At 41.2% G+C, this 17,748-nt stretch carries 14 protein-coding genes; 7 read left to right on the forward strand and 7 right to left on the reverse strand.

The genetic code is table 11. The features are described from left to right. Positions 1 to 25: 25 nt before the first annotated feature. Genes ACO4R2_RS05275 through ACO4R2_RS05285 form a run of 3 tightly spaced genes read right to left on the reverse strand, consistent with a single transcriptional unit; the run spans position 26 to position 2,682 of the window. Complete coding sequence (locus ACO4R2_RS05275) at positions 26 to 601, reverse strand: chromate transporter (RefSeq protein WP_484769453.1); 576 nt, start codon at positions 599 to 601, stop codon at positions 26 to 28. A gap of 16 nt (positions 602 to 617) precedes the next feature. Continuing rightward, positions 618 to 1,157 (reverse strand): chromate transporter, encoded by a 540-nt coding sequence (locus ACO4R2_RS05280; RefSeq protein WP_484769454.1) that lies wholly within the window; start codon positions 1,155 to 1,157, stop codon positions 618 to 620. A gap of 13 nt (positions 1,158 to 1,170) precedes the next feature. After that, positions 1,171 to 2,682: a DUF4301 family protein gene (locus ACO4R2_RS05285; protein ID WP_484769455.1), complete on the reverse strand. Its 1,512-nt coding sequence runs from the start codon at positions 2,680 to 2,682 to the stop codon at positions 1,171 to 1,173. Between the two features lie 200 nt (positions 2,683 to 2,882). Here ACO4R2_RS05285 and ACO4R2_RS05290 point away from each other — a divergent pair, with 200 nt between their 5' ends. After that, the gene (locus ACO4R2_RS05290; protein ID WP_315090945.1) at positions 2,883 to 3,479 is read left to right on the forward strand and encodes an NUDIX hydrolase; all 597 of its coding nucleotides are present in this window, start codon (positions 2,883 to 2,885) and stop codon (positions 3,477 to 3,479) included. A 656-nt stretch (positions 3,480 to 4,135) separates the two neighbouring features. On the opposite strand, the gene purT is transcribed toward ACO4R2_RS05290, so the two are convergent. The 4 genes from purT to ACO4R2_RS05310 all read right to left on the reverse strand — a co-directional run bounded on the left by purT (position 4,136) and on the right by ACO4R2_RS05310 (position 8,311). Beyond that, positions 4,136 to 5,296, reverse strand: a complete 1,161-nt coding sequence (gene purT / locus ACO4R2_RS05295; RefSeq protein ID WP_484769456.1) for a formate-dependent phosphoribosylglycinamide formyltransferase — start codon at positions 5,294 to 5,296, stop codon at positions 4,136 to 4,138. Between the two features lie 65 nt (positions 5,297 to 5,361). Next, positions 5,362 to 5,511 (reverse strand): hypothetical protein, encoded by a 150-nt coding sequence (locus tag ACO4R2_RS05300; protein ID WP_311490125.1) that lies wholly within the window; start codon positions 5,509 to 5,511, stop codon positions 5,362 to 5,364. A 224-nt stretch (positions 5,512 to 5,735) separates the two neighbouring features. Continuing rightward, positions 5,736 to 6,329 carry an RNA polymerase sigma factor gene (locus ACO4R2_RS05305; RefSeq protein ID WP_484769457.1) on the reverse strand — a complete coding sequence of 198 codons (594 nt, stop codon included), beginning with the start codon at positions 6,327 to 6,329 and terminating at the stop codon, positions 5,736 to 5,738. A gap of 155 nt (positions 6,330 to 6,484) precedes the next feature. Next, a complete protein-coding gene (locus ACO4R2_RS05310; protein WP_484769458.1) occupies positions 6,485 to 8,311 on the reverse strand; it encodes a S9 family peptidase in 1,827 nt (608 codons plus the stop codon). 111 nt (positions 8,312 to 8,422) lie between these two features. On the opposite strand from ACO4R2_RS05310, the gene ACO4R2_RS05315 reads away from it, so the two are divergent. From ACO4R2_RS05315 to ACO4R2_RS05340, 6 genes are all read left to right on the forward strand, one after another. Then, positions 8,423 to 10,231, forward strand: coding sequence for a hypothetical protein (locus ACO4R2_RS05315; RefSeq protein ID WP_484769459.1), 1,809 nt, complete (start codon positions 8,423 to 8,425; stop codon positions 10,229 to 10,231). Next, positions 10,228 to 10,872 (forward strand): ribulose-phosphate 3-epimerase, encoded by a 645-nt coding sequence (rpe, locus tag ACO4R2_RS05320; protein ID WP_484769460.1) that lies wholly within the window; start codon positions 10,228 to 10,230, stop codon positions 10,870 to 10,872. The genes ACO4R2_RS05315 and rpe overlap by 4 nt, the downstream gene beginning before the upstream one ends. A 50-nt stretch (positions 10,873 to 10,922) precedes the next feature. Then, positions 10,923 to 11,951 carry a DHH family phosphoesterase gene (locus tag ACO4R2_RS05325; RefSeq protein ID WP_484769461.1) on the forward strand — a complete coding sequence of 343 codons (1,029 nt, stop codon included), beginning with the start codon at positions 10,923 to 10,925 and terminating at the stop codon, positions 11,949 to 11,951. A gap of 392 nt (positions 11,952 to 12,343) precedes the next feature. Then, on the forward strand, positions 12,344 to 13,234 hold the full coding sequence (gene mnmL, locus ACO4R2_RS05330; RefSeq protein WP_484769462.1) for a tRNA modification radical SAM protein MnmL/YtqA: 891 nt from the start codon (positions 12,344 to 12,346) through the stop codon (positions 13,232 to 13,234). After that, positions 13,228 to 14,301: a Rid family hydrolase gene (locus tag ACO4R2_RS05335; protein WP_484769463.1), complete on the forward strand. Its 1,074-nt coding sequence runs from the start codon at positions 13,228 to 13,230 to the stop codon at positions 14,299 to 14,301. The genes mnmL and ACO4R2_RS05335 overlap by 7 nt, the downstream gene beginning before the upstream one ends. A gap of 402 nt (positions 14,302 to 14,703) precedes the next feature. Continuing rightward, positions 14,704 to 17,748 (forward strand): hypothetical protein, encoded by a 3,045-nt coding sequence (locus tag ACO4R2_RS05340; RefSeq protein WP_484769464.1) that lies wholly within the window; start codon positions 14,704 to 14,706, stop codon positions 17,746 to 17,748.

Genomic DNA, 17,748 nt, shown 5'->3' on the forward strand with positions numbered 1-17,748 from the left:
AATGCTATGGGATTTAGTTTTTATTTTAGAAAAGTATCCAGCCCGCAATGCCGCAAAGCAAAAGCATAAAAATGGGGCTAAAGTTGAATTTTGCGCTACCAATAATTGTTGATATAAAGAGGAATATAGAAATACCTAATTCCCAGTTACTCATCGTCTCTCCTCCTTTTGCATCGGGCATTATCAATAGGATAGCTCCTGATAGGGCTATTCCAGGAATAACAGGTTTTAGCCAACTGATAACCGTTTGTGTAATTCCCAACTCTTTTAATAGCCCTTTGAAGCGACAGAAGATGCTTGTACTGACAAAGGATGGGAGCGTTACGCCGAGTGTAGCAATAAAACTTCCCAGTATGCTATATCCTGTTGTGAGAGTGGAAGCTGTCGTGGCGTATCCGCCTACTGTTGCTGCATTCAACGCAAGATCGCCAGGCGTAATCATGCTGAGCGCTATCAAGTTCGACACTTGGCTAGAGCTAAACCATTCATGTTGTGAGATGAAGATATTACCAATGAACGCTGGCAGAACGGGGGCACCGCCAAAAGCTAGAAGTCCCGTGAGAAAGAAGCTTATAAAGAGTGAGAGATAAAGGATCAGCATGATTCAGACTTCTGTTTTATTCATTAGGACGAATAGTTACGGCATATAAGATTGCTGCAAAGACGATAGCTATAATGATATAGGCAGGCGAAATACCGAGGAATACAATAGAAGCTATGGTACCAATGGGTAGCCAAACATTGGCCAGTGCGATACCTGAAGTTTTAAGCATTCTGATAACAGTCAGCACAATGAAGGCTATGATTCCAGGGCGTACACCTTTCAGAAAAGCAGAGAGGTGCTTGTTCTCTTGAACTCCATTGAAAAAAATGGACAGAATGAGCAAAATAGCAAAAGCTGGGAGGAGGGTTCCTACTGCTGCAGCTATACTGCCTTTCCATCCGCATATTTTATGTCCTAAATAAACAGCAAGATTGATACTGAACACGCCTGGCATAGCTTGCGCAATGGCTAGCGAGTTGTCAAATTCTTCTTCTGTTAGTAGGTCCGAGGCTGTTAGTTTTTTGCGCAAGGGAGAGATGGCAGCATAGCCATTGCCTAGCGCAAAACCAGCCTCTTGTAGGAATAGGACAAAAAGTTTCAGAAAAGAGTTCATTCTGTTGTGCGGATTACTGATGTTGCTCGCGGATTAAATCGTTTACAGTCTTGACGGGATTGAAAGTGATAAGAGGAACCTCCACAAACACTGTATTCCAATCGCTCATCGCTCCGTTCCAAAGTCCAGGAAGCTCAAGGGCTTTGAGTTCACGGCCATTCTTGCTTTTGAGGGAGATAAAGCCTGTATTCTTATCTACAAAATCGGGCAGATTAAACTTCTCGCCTTTGTAGTTCTTGACAGCGCAAACGAGGTCTACGGGATTGAAGTGAGTGCCTTTGACAAACATGGCTTTGCTTTTCTCATCGTCCATATTGATTTGGCTACTCTCCAAAATTTGCAGGGAGATACTGCCGTCTTGGTTATAAACGAGGAATGGGCCTCCTCCAGGCTCCCCCACATTGGGCACCATGCCACACACGCGCATTGGGCGGTTCAGTTTCTGGTAGAGATAGTCGGCCAACGCTTTCCCTTCTAATGGAAGTAAAGTCTTGCAGCAGAGTTCCTTTTCGAGAAAAAGTTTTATCTCTTGCAAATCGATAGGACTGTACTGCCCACTTTCGAGCAGGTGCAAGTAATTAAACGTTTTCTTTTGCAGTGAAACGAGAACACCCGCCAACATTTTCTTGTTGTGTACCGTTTCTGGTTTGAGACGATCGGGCACTACGTTGTCGATATTCTTGATGAAAAGAATATCTGCCGCAATATCGTTAAGATTCTCAATCAATGCACCGTGGCCAGCAGGGCGGAAAAGCAGACTGCCATCGTCTAGGCGGAAAGGTTCGTTGTTTGGCGTAGCAGCAACGGTGTCCGTAGAACTCTTTTGTTCCGAAAAACTAATGTTATATTTCACGCCGAATTTCTCTTCCAGCGCAGGCACGTTTTCTTTGATGTGTGCTTCGAACAAAGAGCGATGTTCTGGCGATACGGTGAAGTGTACGTTCACAGTGCCGTCCGCTTCCTTGGCATAGAGTGCGCCTTCCACCAAATGTTCCTCGGCAGGAGTTCGAACACTATCCTCATAACGATGGAAAAGTAAAAGTCCTTTCGGAAGTTGACCATAGTTGAGGCCTTCTTTCTGGAGAAGTGCGTTAACAATCTTTTTATACTCGCCTTCTTTCAGAAGTTCTTTGCAACCTTTATTGTGGAGTGTCTTACACTGTGCATCCAATGCAAAGAAGAAAGCGTAATGCTCTAGATTGTTGAAGAATGTTTTTTCAAAGTCGGTCGTTGGAACATCATAGTTAGCTTCGCTGAACGAAAAGAGGTCTTTGAACATTCGGCTGGCAGCTCCACTGGCCGGCACAAATTTCACGATGTGGAGCGACTTGGCTGCTTCGTCCCACGCTTCTGCAAATGCTTGTTGCTCTTTTTTCGTGGGCTTCAGAATACCTTCCTCAACGCTGGCTGCAGCATAAAGTTTCAGATACGGAAAACCTGTTTTGAAACAGTTTAATTGTTCATTAAGTTTCTCTTCCGAAATACCTTTTTGAGCGAGTTGCTCTTTGTCTTTAGCACTAATCATATTTATCCCAGAATTTATTGCTACAAAATTACGCCTTTTCAATTATAGATTCAACTGTAACCTAAAGTTTTATCAGCAGATTCCTGCGTATTGAATGGTGGAACTTCAAAATCTAAAATAGCTGATAATGTTTTGATAACTACATATTTCTTTTATTCAGTTAGAAAGAGCTAATTTTGCTTTGCAAAAAAAACGAAAGAATGAAAGATATTTATTGTGAAGTCCACGAAGGACAAGAGTTTCAATATGCCTATAAGTATCCTCGTGCATCCTTGACGGCCGATAACGTAGTGTTTAGTTTTCACGATAAGAAATTATATGTCTTACTCGTGGAACGGGCAGCAGATCCCTATAAGTCCCATTGGGCTTTTCCGGGTGGTTTTCTGAACGTTGGCGAAGAGGATCTACCTGCATGCGCTCGTAGAGAATTGGAGGAAGAAACCCACTTGCAGGTGGGGACATTGGTAGAACTCGGTGTTTTCTCTCGTCCCGACAGAGATCCGCGTGGTCCTGTGGTGACCGTGGCTTATATGTCGTTTGCTCCGATGGAACAAGTTCTGGCCGATGATGATGCCGCCGATGCCCAGTGGACTCCCATAGACGCTCTGCCCAAGCTGGCTTTTGATCACCATGAGATACTGCTTGCTGCGCTCCGCCGACTCAATCGCTTGACGGATTTGATGGAAGCTTTCCCGAATTTCTTAGACACGGCACTCCCTCCTTCCGAACTTTGGTCGTTCCGCTCGGCTGTAGCGAATGCTCTGGAGACGGAAGAGCGCAGAGAAGAATGCGAGTAGGAGGATGTTCTAAAACTCTTTTATTGTCTTCGCTCGTGTTTCTTCTTAGTCTGTGTCTTAAAGGTTTTGTACTTGTCAAAATTTTTCGTATTTTACGCCCCCGAGAATCGCTTGAAATCGAGCGTAAAGGCCTGAGGACGAAAATAACGCAGTTTTGAGGCATCATTAAAATAGGCCTATTTAAAATTTCTCCTTGAGAAATTTTATTTTCTATACTACAAATTTTATTTTCTCCTTGAGAAATTGAAAATACAATAAGGGAATTTTCAAACGCAATAAGGTTCTCAGCTGAAAGTCTTATTGCATTTTTGGATAGAATAAAGAAAAATATGCCTTTATGGCTCGTTTTTACCCTTTAATTTATCCGAAAATGGAGTTCTTTTCACTTATTTTCTTTGGTGAAAGGGTTGCTAATGGTTGCAACTATGATTTTTGATGTTAACTTCGACCTTTCTCCAGGGAAAATGAATGTGTTTAATTTCTAGATTGAAAAAGTGGAATGTCAAATAAAACGACAGTAAGTAAGGTCTTTTCTTTCTGGAGAAGGCATGGCATGTCACATGAAAAAGTCTGCAATCTTTTGGGAAAGTGTTGCAGACTTTTGAGTATAAAACTCTAGCCTTCTGTTGCTAGAAAGCAATAAAGGACAGTTTGTCTTAGTAAACTTCAACGTAATTGGCCAAGCGTTTGGCTTTTTCTCGAATAGCATTTAAGTCGGCATTCGTCGGACCATTCACAACCACCACCCCCATACGGCGATGAAGTCTTGTTGTGGGTTTGCCAAAAATGCGGACATCGGCATCCTCCTCACACGTTTGTTCAAGTCCACGATATTGTGGTTGTTTTTCTGATTCTATGGGAGAGAGAATCACTGCGCTCGCTCCACATCTCATGAGTTTGATGCAGGGGATGGGCAAACCGATAACGGCACGTAGGTGGAGTTCGAACTCGTTGAAGTTGAGCGTATTGGCAAGTGTGACCATACCCGTGTCGTGGGGGCGAGGAGAGAGTTCTGAGAAGTAGACTTCATCACCTTTCAAGAAGAATTCTACGCCCCAGATACCTGCGCCCGTCAATGCTTCAGTCACTTTTGCCGCCATTTCCTCGGCTTTTTGCAACTGAGTGGGAGTAGTTGCTGCAGGTTGGAAACTTTCCCGATAGTCGCCATGTTCTTGCACGTGTCCAATGGGAGGGCAGAAGAGTGTGGGACCATTTTTCTGAGTGACGGTAAGTAGTGTAATTTCGCTGTCGAACTGGATGAATTCCTCAATGATAACTTCTTGAATGTCGCCTCGGCTTCCCTCTATGGCTGATGTCCACGCATCGTGAAGTTGGTCGAGATTTTTTACAAGGCTCTGCCCGTGTCCAGAACTCGACATTAAGGGTTTGATAACACATGGGAAACCTATTTCGTTGGCCGCCGCTTGTAACTCATCGTAGTTCTTTGCATAGAAATAGCGAGCAGTCTTAACGCCTAGTTCTTTAGCAGCTAAATCGCGGATAGCTTTACGATTCATCGTGAAATTGACAGCACGAGCGGACGGCACAACTTGTATGCCCTGTTCCTCAAAATCGTAGAGCCGCTCCGTACGGATGGCTTCGATTTCGGGAACAATGATGTCGGGACGATGCTTGCGAACGGCTGCCTCTAGGGCATTGCCATCGAGCATAGAGAATACTTCCGCTTCATCGGCTACTTGTTGTGCTGGAGCTCCAGCGTAACTGTCGCACGCAATAACATATTGTCCCAAGCGTTTGGCCGCAATGGTAAATTCTTTGCCTAATTCGCCAGATCCGAGCAATAAGATTTTCTTCATTGATAAATGCTTTATAAATGGAAAAGCACACAGCGTCCGAGAAGAGGTGTGTGCTTAGTGTTTTATTAACAGAGGGAGGTTGAGAGCGAACCCATTGTGGAGTCCGTGTCATCATTTGTGGGCAGTGTCACAGGCTGATAGAAGCGGGCAAATTCCCGAAGAAATTTTAGAGTGTCTTCGCGTGGCGAAGTGCGATGTGGTAAAGAATCAGTCATAGGCAACTTGCTTTATAATTTATTCTTGTGCGGTTAGTGGCTGCATTATTTCTCCTATTTCGCCGCATCTGTTTATTCAAACGCAGAGCCTATACTTTTAGTATGTATTTCTTGATTTATTTTCTGCTTTTCTGTGTTTTTCTTCTCTCATAACAGTAAAAACAAATAGAGTTCCCCTGTACAGGAGAACTCTGTCTATATAAAAATGTGTGGATAAGCTCTGTTTAGATGGCGTTAAGCTGAATATTATGCTCTTCCGCCATGCGGCGCATATTCATGATAGCGTAACGCATCCGTCCAAGAGCTGTGTTGATGCTAACGCCTGTCAGTTCGGCAATCTCTTTGAAAGAAAGCTCCTTATAGTAGCGCATATAGACAACATCCCGCTGACTTTCCGGAAGATGATTCATCAAATTCCGCACATCGTTTAGGATTTGGTCGTTCACCAAACTATTTTCGATGCAAGTGTCAGCCAGTTTTGCATTATTAAAAATATCGTATTCTACTTCATCATTAGAAACTACCGTATTAGCATTCTCTACGCGAAAGAAATCGATAATGAGATTGTGTGCTATGCGCGTCAGCCACGCATAGAACTTACCACTTTCGTGATATTTGTTCTGACGTATGGTTATAATAGCCTTGACAAACGTTTCTTGGAAGATATCCTCCGCAACATCGTCATTACGTACAATATAATTTATATAGGAATAGAGCCTATCTTTATAGCGGGACAAGAGAACATCAAAAGCCTCATTATCTCCTTGTGCATAAAGGCCGACAAGAATTTCGTCCGGCTGAAAATTGAGAGTAGTCATTACTTTCAGATGTTTTGATTTTGGAGTAATGCTGTTTCGATAGGCAGTAATTTTATAGTTATCGGTTGCAAATGTAATAAATGTATGTTATAAAACAATACTTGGGTGCGGAAAATAACACAATAAAACTATAATTCTAGCGTTTACGCGATGGTTTATAGATATTTTGTGAGGAATTTTTCCATAGCGCGGTAGAAGTCAAAGCGATTTTCTTGATTGTGGAAACCATGTCCTTCGTTTTCTTTTACCATGTATTCTATTTCTACGCCATTCTTTCGGAGAGCTTCTACCATTTGGTCGCTTTCTGCTTTATTGACGCGTGGATCGTTAGCTCCCTGAGCAATAAAGAGTGGTACGCGTATTTTGTCGGCATGGAGTGCCGGTGAAGCAGCCGCTAGCAAGTCGTGATCAGTTTCTGGATTGCCCACTTGTTCGTACATCATTTCAAGCATTGGCTTCCAGTAGGGTGGGATAGTCTTCATGAAGGTGAAGAGGTTTGAGACACCGCAATAGTCTATACCGCAGCAATAGAGCTCTGGCGTAAAGGCGAGGCCGGCCAAAACAGCATAGCCCCCATACGACGCACCATAAATGGCTACTCGTTTGGAGTCAGCAATACCTTCTTTTATGAGGTAAGCCACACCATCAGAGATGTCGTCCTGCATCTTGCGTCCCCATTCTTTGTAGCTGGCTTCTAGGAATTTGCGTCCGTAACCTGTTGAACCACGGAAGTTCATGCTAAAGACAGCATAACCACGATTACAGAGAAACTGAACGACAGAGTCGAATCCCCAATAATCGCGTGCCCAAGGACCTCCATGTGGATGGATGATAACAGGATGAGGAGTAGGATTCTTTTTATTGAAGCTTTTAGGCAAACTGAGATAAGCCTCCAGTTCTAGTCCATCACGCGTAGTATATTTGACTGCTTCCATTTCAACCATTTCTTCTTTGTTGAGCCATGGTGAAAGACTAGCAATTTTTCGAGGCTGATCTTCGTGAATGTCGTAGTAGTAATATGCCCCTTTATTGCGATCGCTACCCACATAAAGTAGATACTTCTCTTCAGCCTTATCGCAATCGCTCATACCGCAGTGGAGACCAGGGAAGAAGCTCCTCATTTTTTCTTTTAAGTTCTTTTCTTCCTCGTCAAAGTAATGGCGTACAGGCTCTTTGTGGCCGCTACAGAATACGCCCAGTAGTTTCTTTCGCTTTCGGGAGTAGCTGATAGAAGATATATCGTAAATGGGGTTTTCATAGAGCATTTCTATTTCCTCGCACGTAGCAGGATCCATGAGAACCAAGACAGATTTGTCGCGTCCTAAATTTGTTGCAGCGTACACATACTTATTGTCAGGCGTAAATATTATGAAATCAACGCTTTCCTTGAAGCTCGTTGTCAGTACTGCACGAAAATCTTCGTTGTCATGATCGCGGTAGAGAATCTGAGTATTTACACCGTCAACAATGGCCGTTACAGATCGAAGAACTCCATTGTGGTCAGTCATCCATCCCTGCCAATTTCCAGGATTCTCTGCTAGTTGTGTCAGTTCTCCAGTTTTCAAATCAAGACGATACGGGTCAAAAACCTCGGGATTACGCTTATTCATGCCAATAAGCACTTGGTCTGGAATATCTTCTAGGTCATCAATGATTCTTACACGTACTCCGTCGAAAGGAGTATAACAGCGGAGGTCAGAACCATCAAGATTTACACCGAAGAGGTGATAGTTCTCGTCGCCTCCATCATCTTTCATAAATAATATGCGCGTATTGTCCACCCAAAAATAGCCATCAATGCTTCGCTCGGTTTCGTGGGTCAGCTGCGTGGCTTCTTCTTCGTCCAAGTTGCGAACAAAAATATTCATTCGGTCTTGATAGGGCGCCATGAAGGAGAGATGCTTCCCGTCGGGGGATAATTGAAACGCTGCTTGCGGACTATTGCGAAAAAAATCTTCCAGGGGGATTTGGCGTACGGACATAGTTTTGTTTTGATATGATTATGGAACGCAAAAATAATAATTTCCGCTGGATTATAAGGATTCCATATTTTTATGGTACATTTGTATAATGTTTAAGGAGGTGTAACCTACATGGATTTTATAAATGTTATAGCAGTTGTTGTTGATGTCTTGTTGATAGCCGTCATTCTATTTTTTTCCTCAAAAGAGAGAATTAGAGCCTTTTTCTCAAAAAAGAACGGAAAAAGCTCTCAGGAGGATAATTCTAAACACGCTGAGAATCTCTTAAAATCGATCGGTTGCACGTACACTCGAGAAAAACGCAAGGATGACCTCGTAGAATTTCGTTTTAATTTCCAAAATGGATATTATAATATGCGGATTTTTCCCCATAGTGGTGAGGTGGTTATTTTCTTTCAAGGTATCGCAGAAGTATCTGCTGAAAAAATAGATTTATTGCGAGTTATTTGTAATCGGGTTAATACTATAGTTCTTTGTCATACAGTTTATTATGCATATAGTGATGATAAAAAGAATATGATTGTCCATATTTCTGCACCTTTCTTTTTTACTGATGATACTCTGCGGACAAAAGATGCCTTTTTAACTCTTTTGGAAGGATTCTTTGATGTTCGAAGAATCTTTACAAATGAGTTTTTGCTTCTAGAAAAAGAAGGTTCCTCTTCTTCGCCTTATGACGTAGAGAAAAATAATTTGAACTATGCGCGTGAAAATGCATTGTTGGACTCTCTTGAACTTTTTCACTTAAATAATGAAGGAAAAGTAAAAAAGACTGATAATGAATCGTTTAATTATAGATCAGGGGCGAGACTACCTATAAGTGTTGCTTCTCTTTTAGCTACTGTTTTTCAAATAAATCAGCCTTCAATAATTGATATTACTATAGTATCAGATAGTATTAAGACTTTGTCGTCAGCTGAACAAGTTAAAACTTTCAATGTGCTTTCTTCTCTTATTGCTGAGGAAGAGGAAGGGAAGCCTTCTTTTGTTAAAGATGTTGTTACTCTGCTTGTGAAGTATAAATATCAGACGAAAGAAAATGACTCTCTGCGTATAGCTACGATTGTTCTTAAAGCAGATAAGGAAACTCAAGAATGTCTTTATGTAGTGGCGGCTGTTGCTGATGTCAATGCAGAAGCTGGAGCCTTTGAAGTGCCAGGAGCCTTGAAGTCTTCTAGTTTCTATTTGGCTTATGATAAGGGCGATAATGAGCAACGCTTGAAAGAACTGGCTTATATGCGGCAGGATGCAATTGATAAAATCTTTGCGGGCAAACAAGAAGAGCTTACGGAAGATCAGCAGATGTTAGCATTGTGGCAAACGGATGACTTTGCTCAGAAGGTTTATTGGGGAAGGAAATGCTTTCGTCAAGAACGTTATTATGAGGTGATTGCGTATCTGGCACCCGTTTGGAATAAGATGTTGGCGTATGAGCTTCCCAAAGATGAAGCAATCCAAAACACTTTGTTCTTAACTGCCTTTTATTTGGGTTCTTCTTATGCAGAGTTGAAGCTCTATGATCAAGCTTATTATTATTTGGATGGCATTTTTCATATAAGAGATATAGGTGTTAGTATCGCCTATGTAAATACATTAGTAAATGCGCGCGATTTTCGCTCCCTTTACGTTATAAATACTCTTATTAAAGAGCTCCGAGAGAAGTACACTGATGGAGCAGAGCCAATGACGGACGTAGAAGAGCGCTTTATGAACTTTCTTCGTCGTCGTTGGGCTTATGTACATGTTGAACTTGGCGACTTGATCAGTGCTGAAAACGTTTATAAGAAAATGTTGAAAGAACCGTTAAATGCTGATTTTGCATTGAATGAACTTGCCTATATTCAGAAGCTTAGAGAGAATAACTCTATCCTATTATCTGATGATGGCTCAGAAAAATCATTAAAAGATTTAGATATATGATCGTATCTCCCTCCCTTCTGTCTGCGGATTTTGGAAATCTGCAGCGTGACATAGAAATGCTAAATGCTAGTGAAGCTGATTGGTTTCATCTCGATGTGATGGATGGCGTTTTTGTACCCAATATCTCTTTTGGCTTTCCCGTTATGGAAGCAATGGCTAAAGCAGCTAAGAAACCATTGGATGTGCACCTGATGATTGTAGAGCCACAGAAATTTGTGAGTCAAGTGGCCGCTTTAGGTGCCAAGATAATGAATGTGCATTATGAAGCTTGCATACATCTTCATCGCGTAGTTCAACAAATTAAAGATGCGGGAATGATGGCAGGTGTCACTCTTAATCCACACACCCCCGTTTGCTTGCTTGAGGATATTATTCAAGATTTGGATCTCGTTATGCTTATGAGTGTGAATCCGGGTTTTGGCGGACAGAAATTTATAGAAAATAGCCTCCAAAAGACACGTCAGTTGCGTGAACTTATAGATCGTAAGGCTTCAAAAGCTTTGATAGAAGTGGATGGAGGGGTCAATAGAACGACTGGAAAACAGTTGAAAGAAGCTGGAGCCGATGCCCTTGTAGCTGGAAGTGCCATCTTTAAGTCTTTCGATCCTGTTGGTGAGGTGGCTGCATTAAAGTGCCTGTAAATGATTTTTTAGTATCAACTTAACTAAACTTTTTTAGAAAATAATTATTGATGAATCCTCTTTTAGATAATACTACTCTATTTTCTTTGATGCGCACACTTCAAAATGCGCGTAAAATTGTAATTATGGGGCATAGAGGACCAGATGGCGACGCTTTAGGTGCTGCGCTGGGTTGGGCCGAATATTTGCAAGGATTAGGAAAATCAGCTATTATTGTAATGCCTAACCCTTTCCCTGATTTTCTCCGTTGGCTTCCTAACTCGGAGAAGGTGGTTTTCTATGACCATAAGCGTGACGTTGCTCGCCACTTGATAGAAGGTACAGACCTTATTTGTATGTTAGACTTTAATTCGTTGCATCGTTTACAGGAAATGGGTGATGTTGTAGCTAATTCAAAGGCAGAGCGTTTGATGATAGACCATCACTTGTCTCCTGATACGACATGTGCTCAAACTATTATCTCTCATCCCGAGATGAGTTCTACTTCAGAACTTGTCTTTCGCCTAATCTATCAGTTGGGAGGATACGAAACAATGACAACTCAGGGGGCTTCCGCGCTCTATTGTGGTATGATGACCGATACAGGAGGTTTTACTTACAACTCGAATAATCCTGAAATCTATACCATTATTAGCAAATTACTGGAGAAAGGAATTGACAAGGATAAGATATATAGAAATGTTTTCAATACTTATTCTGTAGATCGTTTGCGCTTACAAGGCTATATACTTTATGAGAAATTGAAGTTTTATGCGGATAATAAGGCTAGTATCTTCACTATAACGAGGAATGAAATGAAAGATTTTCATTTCATTCGTGGCGATGCTGAGGGGTTGGTAAATATGCCCCTGCAAGTGAAAGGTATGCGTTTGAGTATCAGCCTTCGAGAAGATACAGAAAAAGATGTTGTTAGGGTTTCGTTGCGCAGTGTTGATGATTTTCCTTGTAATAAAATGGCAGAAGAATTTTTCAATGGTGGAGGTCATCTTAATGCCAGTGGCGGAGAACTCCCTTTTCCCTTGGAAGAAGCTGTGAAGACGACAGAGCGTGCGATAGAAGCTTATAAAGACTTGCTCTGAAAAAGCTGTGTTACGGCTATTTGTAAAGAAGAACGGCTTTTTGGATAGATACTTATCGGTGTGACAACAAATGTCTATTTTAAAGTTTTGTTGTCACACCGTTGTCGCACTAGTAATGAGAACTTTTTCAATACTTTAGCAATTAAGTGTGACAACGTGACGATGTGACAACAGGAAAATGTTCTTAAGGAGAGCGTTATCTCTCTTCATAATCATCCTTTCTTTATCATCTTCTTAAATACAATAAGTGTGTCAGCTGACATCCTTATTCTGTCAGCTGACATCTTTATTGTATTCTTTTATGCAATAAGGAGATTTACGCCCAAAAGCATCTGCTCCTTTTCAGTTCAAATTTCATTATTCAGCCATTATTTTACTACCTTTGTGCGCCTATGGATAATCCCTCTTTTTCAGAATTCCTGTCGCACCACGTTTCGGGGCCAATTCAAAAGTTGGCTATCGATGCAGGTTTCACATGTCCTAATCGTGATGGTCGGGTAGGTAGAGGAGGATGTTCTTACTGCAACAATTATAGCTATAGTCCGCAGTACTGTGATCCGCACTTGAGCGTGACAGAACAAATTCAACGAGGAAAAAATTTTTTCTCTCACAAGGCGAAGAGTAATACGCACTACTTGGCTTATTTTCAGTCGTATTCGAACACGTATGCTTCTTTAGAACGTTTGCGCCAACTCTATGAAGAGGCATTGAGTGTTCAAGATGTTGACGGCCTTGTGATAGCTACGCGTCCCGACTGTGTGGAGGTGGACGTTCTGGATTATTTAGCAGTGTTGAATAAAGAAGCTTTTGTACACATTGAACTAGGTGTAGAAAGTACCTATGACGATGTGTTGAAACGCATCAATAGAGGACATGATTTTGCTTGTGCGCAACGAACTATTAGAGCCATTGCAGAGCGCGGACTGACGATTGGAGTACATCTCATTATGGGACTTCCCACTGTTACGCAAGATCGTGATGTGGAGCAAGCAGACAGAATAAATGAATTGCCAATTGATGTGCTTAAACTTCATCAGTTGCAAATTCTTCGAGGAACAGTTATGGCGCAAGATTTTATACACCATCAAGCGGACTATTCTTTGATGACAGCAGAGGGGTACGCTCAGCTTGTTGCACGATTTTTGAAACGTTTGAAGCCCTCTGTGGCACTTGAACGTTATGTTTCGGAATCGCCAAGCGAACTGCTTATTGCTCCACGTTGGGGCATAAAACCGCAGAAGGTGGAAATGTTGGTAAATAAGTATTTGACAGAGATATGTTAATATTCAAAATTATGGTCCCCACTCAGCAAGGAGGACTAGACGAGCAGTTGAATAGTCTCAGTGTTCAACTTGTCGATATGCTGAAAAATGAAAAACTTACTCTGACTCAACTATTGGTTACACGTATTTATCTTTCAGATGCAGCTAATCAGTTAGAAGTTCTCCATCAACATCCTCTTTGGAACCAGCTCAAAGCAGGTGCTATTAGCTTTATTGAACAGCCCTTATTGAGTGGTGAGAAAGTAGCTCTACACTGTGTTTTAACAACAGAATTGAATGTAGAAAAAGTAGGTACTCCTGAGCGAATGAAGATGGGCATAGGGGCGTTGAAAATATTGTTTCAATCAGTTCGTTTCACAGCGGCTGAAGCAAAAAGCCTCTCCGCAGAAGAAGAAACAATTGAAACGTTCCGTCGACATCAACAATTCTTGAAAGAAGAAGGGCTTACACTTGAAGCAAATTGTCATCGCACGTGGTTCTATGTGCGAGATGTGGATAGAAACTACCAAGGTGTGGTTGTGGGGCGTAATAAAGTATTTGCTAAAGAAGGGCTTACAGGAGATACTCATTATATAGCCTCTACGGGTATTGGTGGCTATCCTTCCAATGCAGAATCGATTGTATGTGCTGATTTTTTGTCTGTTGATGGTTTGCAACGCAACGATGTTCGTTATCTTCAGGCACTTGAATACCTCAATCCCACTCGTGAATATGGCGTGGCGTTTGAACGCGCTACAAGTTTAGATGCAAATGGGCAACGATATTTGATGTTGTCAGGTACAGCTAGCATTGATAACCAGGGAAAAGTGCTTTATGAGAGAGATGTTCAAGCACAGACTGAGCGTCTGTTTCTTAATATTGAAAAATTGCTGAACGACGGAGGGGCTTCTTTGTCTAATTTGGAATATGCTATTGTTTATTTGCGTGACATCTCTGATTATCCCGTAGTGGCAGCGTATTTGAAAAAGAGATTGCATCATCTTCCAGTGCTAATTGTTGAGGCTCGTGTATGTCGCCCTGGTTGGTTGATAGAAGTAGAAGGAATTGCTCGTTTAGCACTCTCTTAATTTATAGTTAGTTTCGTCCTTTTCGGATTTATTTTAGAAGCCTCGTTAGGTTCTCAATTTTGAGATATTTTAAAGTATTTTTTAAGCACTTGTGTTTCTGCTCATAAATTTTAATTGTTGGAAATGTGAGTGCTTTTAAAATACGTAATCTATTGTTTTTTAGGATGTAATTGTGGATTGGTTATTCTTCTATAGCATTTGTTTTCTATAAATGTTGTGTACCAATCCATCAATGCTTAACCATATTTACCTTTGTTGATTGTTAAAAAATATAAACTAATAATTTATTAGTTGCAATACTTGCGTGTCAAATGATAAGAAAAAATTATCTTTGTCCCAACGTATAATTGTGTGTAAACACTGAATTAAATATAACTACAAAATAATCAATTACTTAAAGGTATGAAGGACCGATTTAACCGATTGGGAACTGCAATGCTAGGTGCGTTGTGTTTGCTTTCAACTTGCGGTATTACTTACTCTTGTTCGGATAATGATCTGGATGAAAAGAAACCAGCGTTTCTTGGAGCGAGTATATATGATGAGTTGAATAACCGTACCGACAGAACATTTAAGACTACAATTCGTCTGGTGAATGATTTGGGGTATAAGGATGTGCTGTCGAAGACGGGTAGCTTGACGCTCTTTGTGGCCGATGACAAAGCCTATGAACATTTCTTCCAAACCACAACTTGGAAAGATGGCAATGGTAATCCCATTAGAAGCTATGATCAGCTCTCAACAAATCAGAAGCGCGTATTGCTCAACAACTCTATGTTGAATAATGCGTATGTAATGGAGAAGCTCTCCAATACAGAAAATAATGGTAAAAACTTGTGTTTACGCCAAGTCTCTAATGCAACGGCAACTGACACAGTGCCGTATTGGAGATGGTATCAGTTGCCTGAAAATCTTAATCAGCCTGATGCTGATGGTACGGATGCAGGTGATACTAAATACTGGAACTACTACCGTAGAGAAGCTCGCGGTGGTATATATATGGCAGTGGATGCAACTAATCCAATGATGACTCACTTCCTCGAAGGAAATATGAATGAGAAGAAAGTGAAGCATGATGACGTTGCTTTCATCCTGAACCTTCCAAATGGAAGTTGGCCTGAAACGGAGAATCGTAGCTATATCTACAATCGTCGAGTTGTTGAACAAGATGTGACTTGTCTGAATGGTTACTATCACGTTCTCGATTCAGTTCTTGTGACTCCTCCTAATATGGCTGAGGTGATTCGTACAAATGGTGATACGAAGTATTTCAATGCTTTGCTAGATCGTTTTAGTGCGCCATACTTTTCTCGTACATTGACGGATGAATATTCAGCTCTCCATAATATAAATGGTGACTCAATCTTCCAGAAACGTTATATTTCTTCAAACTCTCAAGGTAACGTTGCTATTGCCCTTGATCCAAAAGGAAAGTCGCTGGTAGATTTTCCAAAACTAGGCTTTGATCCAGCTTGGAATACATATGCGATATCTTCTTCTACGAAGAAAGAAAATGATATGGCGGCTATGTTCGTACCAAGTGATAAAGCTATGAAGGAATACTTCCTTAATGGTGGAGGTCGTGTTCTTATCAATCGTTATGGTAAAAAGGCAAACACAGAAGAGAATTTGCTTTTCAATATTCAGCAGATTCCTCTGAGTGTGATCCAAGCACTTGTTAATAACTTGATGAAGGACTCTTATGCAGAGACCGTTCCTAGCAAGTACTTGACCATTATGAATGATGCTCAGGATCAAATGTTCCCAGCAACAACTTATGGAAGTGAAGCTGCTTACAAGAATTTGTTTGAAAAGACTCTTCTTGCTAATAATGGTGTAGTATATATAATGAATACTGTTATTACTCCTGCTGACTATGCAGCTGTAATAGCACCAGCTATCCTTCAATCAAACACGAAGGTGATTCGCTCAGTGTTGCGTGCAGATGAACCATATATTGATGGTACTTCTTATACAAGCGCTCCCTTGAAGCAGTATTTCAGTACTTACTTGAAAGCTATGCAGAGCCGCTTCTCTTTCTTTGTTCCGACAGATGACGGACTTGCAAAGTATGGTTATGTGGATCCTGTATCTATGTCAAGTGGTATTCCTTCCAATCGTCGTTATTGGACTTTCGAGTATGGTGCAACTTCTGCAACGGATAACTCTCCTCGTTTGCCCATCAAAGCTATTGCACGCAAATACAATCCCGACAAGGATCGAGATGCTTCTGTAGACGGTCAAGTTACAGGTCGTTATCAGTCATTGCCCAATGACGTTTTGGATAATTCCTATGCGAATAATGACTATGGTGCAACAAAACGTGAGTTGCTCATTGAAATGGTAAATCAGCATATTGTGGTTCATGAGAACAATGATACTAGAGGTATGAATGCTGGTAATCGTTTCTTCACCTCTCGCAGTGGCGCTCCTATCTATTTGGCTCATGCTGGCGATGCTAATAATAATGGTCGTGGAATGAAGGTCGAAGGTGGTTTGCAGTTGGATCAAAATAGCGATGCTTCTGCAGACAATAACAATGTAAGTACTGTTACGGAAGGTTTTGACATGACTTCTGAAAAGAATGGTTATGGTAATGGTATGACTTACTTGCTCGATCGCCCGATGCAGCCTACAATGAATTCGGTTTTCGCAATTATGCGCGATCATTCAGAATTCAGCCAATTCTATGATCTCTGTAATTTCTTTGACTCAGAACTGCTTCAGAAGGCAGGCTTTAAAGATAGTATTAACGGAAAGGCTAATGAAGCAGCTCTTTGGAATAACGAGCAGAATAAGTATCGTATCTTTGTAGCTGAAGACAATGCTGGTAATCATCCTGCAAATGGAGAAAAACTGGTCCGTTTCTTCAATAACTACCGTTATACTATTTACATTCCTACTAATGCAGCTATGGCTGCAGCTGTTGCTAATGGTCTACCTACTTGGACTTCGATTCAAAATTATCTCGATGCAAATACGGACGCTGCAACTGGTGTAGTAAATTCTGATGCCAAGATTAAGGCACAAGCTATGATTGTATGCCTTGTGAACTTCTTGAAGTATCACTTCCAAGACAATGCTTTCTATGTAGATAATGCCACTAATAGTGGTACGTATCAAACATCTTGTATTGATAACGATAGAAATGTGTATATGTCTATTGGCTTGAAGCAAACGACAAATGCAATTGAATTAAAGGACCTTAATGGTGATACTCGTCATGTTATTGCGCCTTATAATTTGGTTGCCCGTGACATGAACTTTGACAGAGCTCCTTCTAATATGACGCAATCTCGTTATGTGAAGGTCTCTTCTTATGCTGCTATTCATCAGATTGATGGAGTTCTCAATTTTATGAAGTTAAAATCCGGCCGTTATGATAGTGCTTGGACAACATCTGGCAGTGCAAGACGATTTGTTGCAAAATACAGACCATACAAATAA

The organism is Alloprevotella sp. (genome assembly GCF_057240785.1).

Excerpts from the sequence above, each read along its gene's own strand:
- ACO4R2_RS05275 (WP_484769453.1), bottom strand. The coding sequence starts at position 601 with ATGCTGATCCTTTATCTCTCACTCTTTATAAGCTTCTTTCTCACGGGA.
- ACO4R2_RS05280 (WP_484769454.1), bottom strand. The coding sequence starts at position 1,157 with ATGAACTCTTTTCTGAAACTTTTTGTCCTATTCCTACAAGAGGCTGGT.
- ACO4R2_RS05285 (WP_484769455.1), bottom strand. The coding sequence starts at position 2,682 with ATGATTAGTGCTAAAGACAAAGAGCAACTCGCTCAAAAAGGTATTTCG.
- ACO4R2_RS05290 (WP_315090945.1), top strand. The coding sequence starts at position 2,883 with ATGAAAGATATTTATTGTGAAGTCCACGAAGGACAAGAGTTTCAATAT.
- purT (WP_484769456.1), bottom strand. The coding sequence starts at position 5,296 with ATGAAGAAAATCTTATTGCTCGGATCTGGCGAATTAGGCAAAGAATTT.
- ACO4R2_RS05300 (WP_311490125.1), bottom strand. The coding sequence starts at position 5,511 with ATGACTGATTCTTTACCACATCGCACTTCGCCACGCGAAGACACTCTA.
- ACO4R2_RS05305 (WP_484769457.1), bottom strand. The coding sequence starts at position 6,329 with ATGACTACTCTCAATTTTCAGCCGGACGAAATTCTTGTCGGCCTTTAT.
- ACO4R2_RS05310 (WP_484769458.1), bottom strand. The coding sequence starts at position 8,311 with ATGTCCGTACGCCAAATCCCCCTGGAAGATTTTTTTCGCAATAGTCCG.
- ACO4R2_RS05315 (WP_484769459.1), top strand. The coding sequence starts at position 8,423 with ATGGATTTTATAAATGTTATAGCAGTTGTTGTTGATGTCTTGTTGATA.
- rpe (WP_484769460.1), top strand. The coding sequence starts at position 10,228 with ATGATCGTATCTCCCTCCCTTCTGTCTGCGGATTTTGGAAATCTGCAG.
- ACO4R2_RS05325 (WP_484769461.1), top strand. The coding sequence starts at position 10,923 with ATGAATCCTCTTTTAGATAATACTACTCTATTTTCTTTGATGCGCACA.
- mnmL (WP_484769462.1), top strand. The coding sequence starts at position 12,344 with ATGGATAATCCCTCTTTTTCAGAATTCCTGTCGCACCACGTTTCGGGG.
- ACO4R2_RS05335 (WP_484769463.1), top strand. The coding sequence starts at position 13,228 with ATGTTAATATTCAAAATTATGGTCCCCACTCAGCAAGGAGGACTAGAC.
- ACO4R2_RS05340 (WP_484769464.1), top strand. The coding sequence starts at position 14,704 with ATGAAGGACCGATTTAACCGATTGGGAACTGCAATGCTAGGTGCGTTG.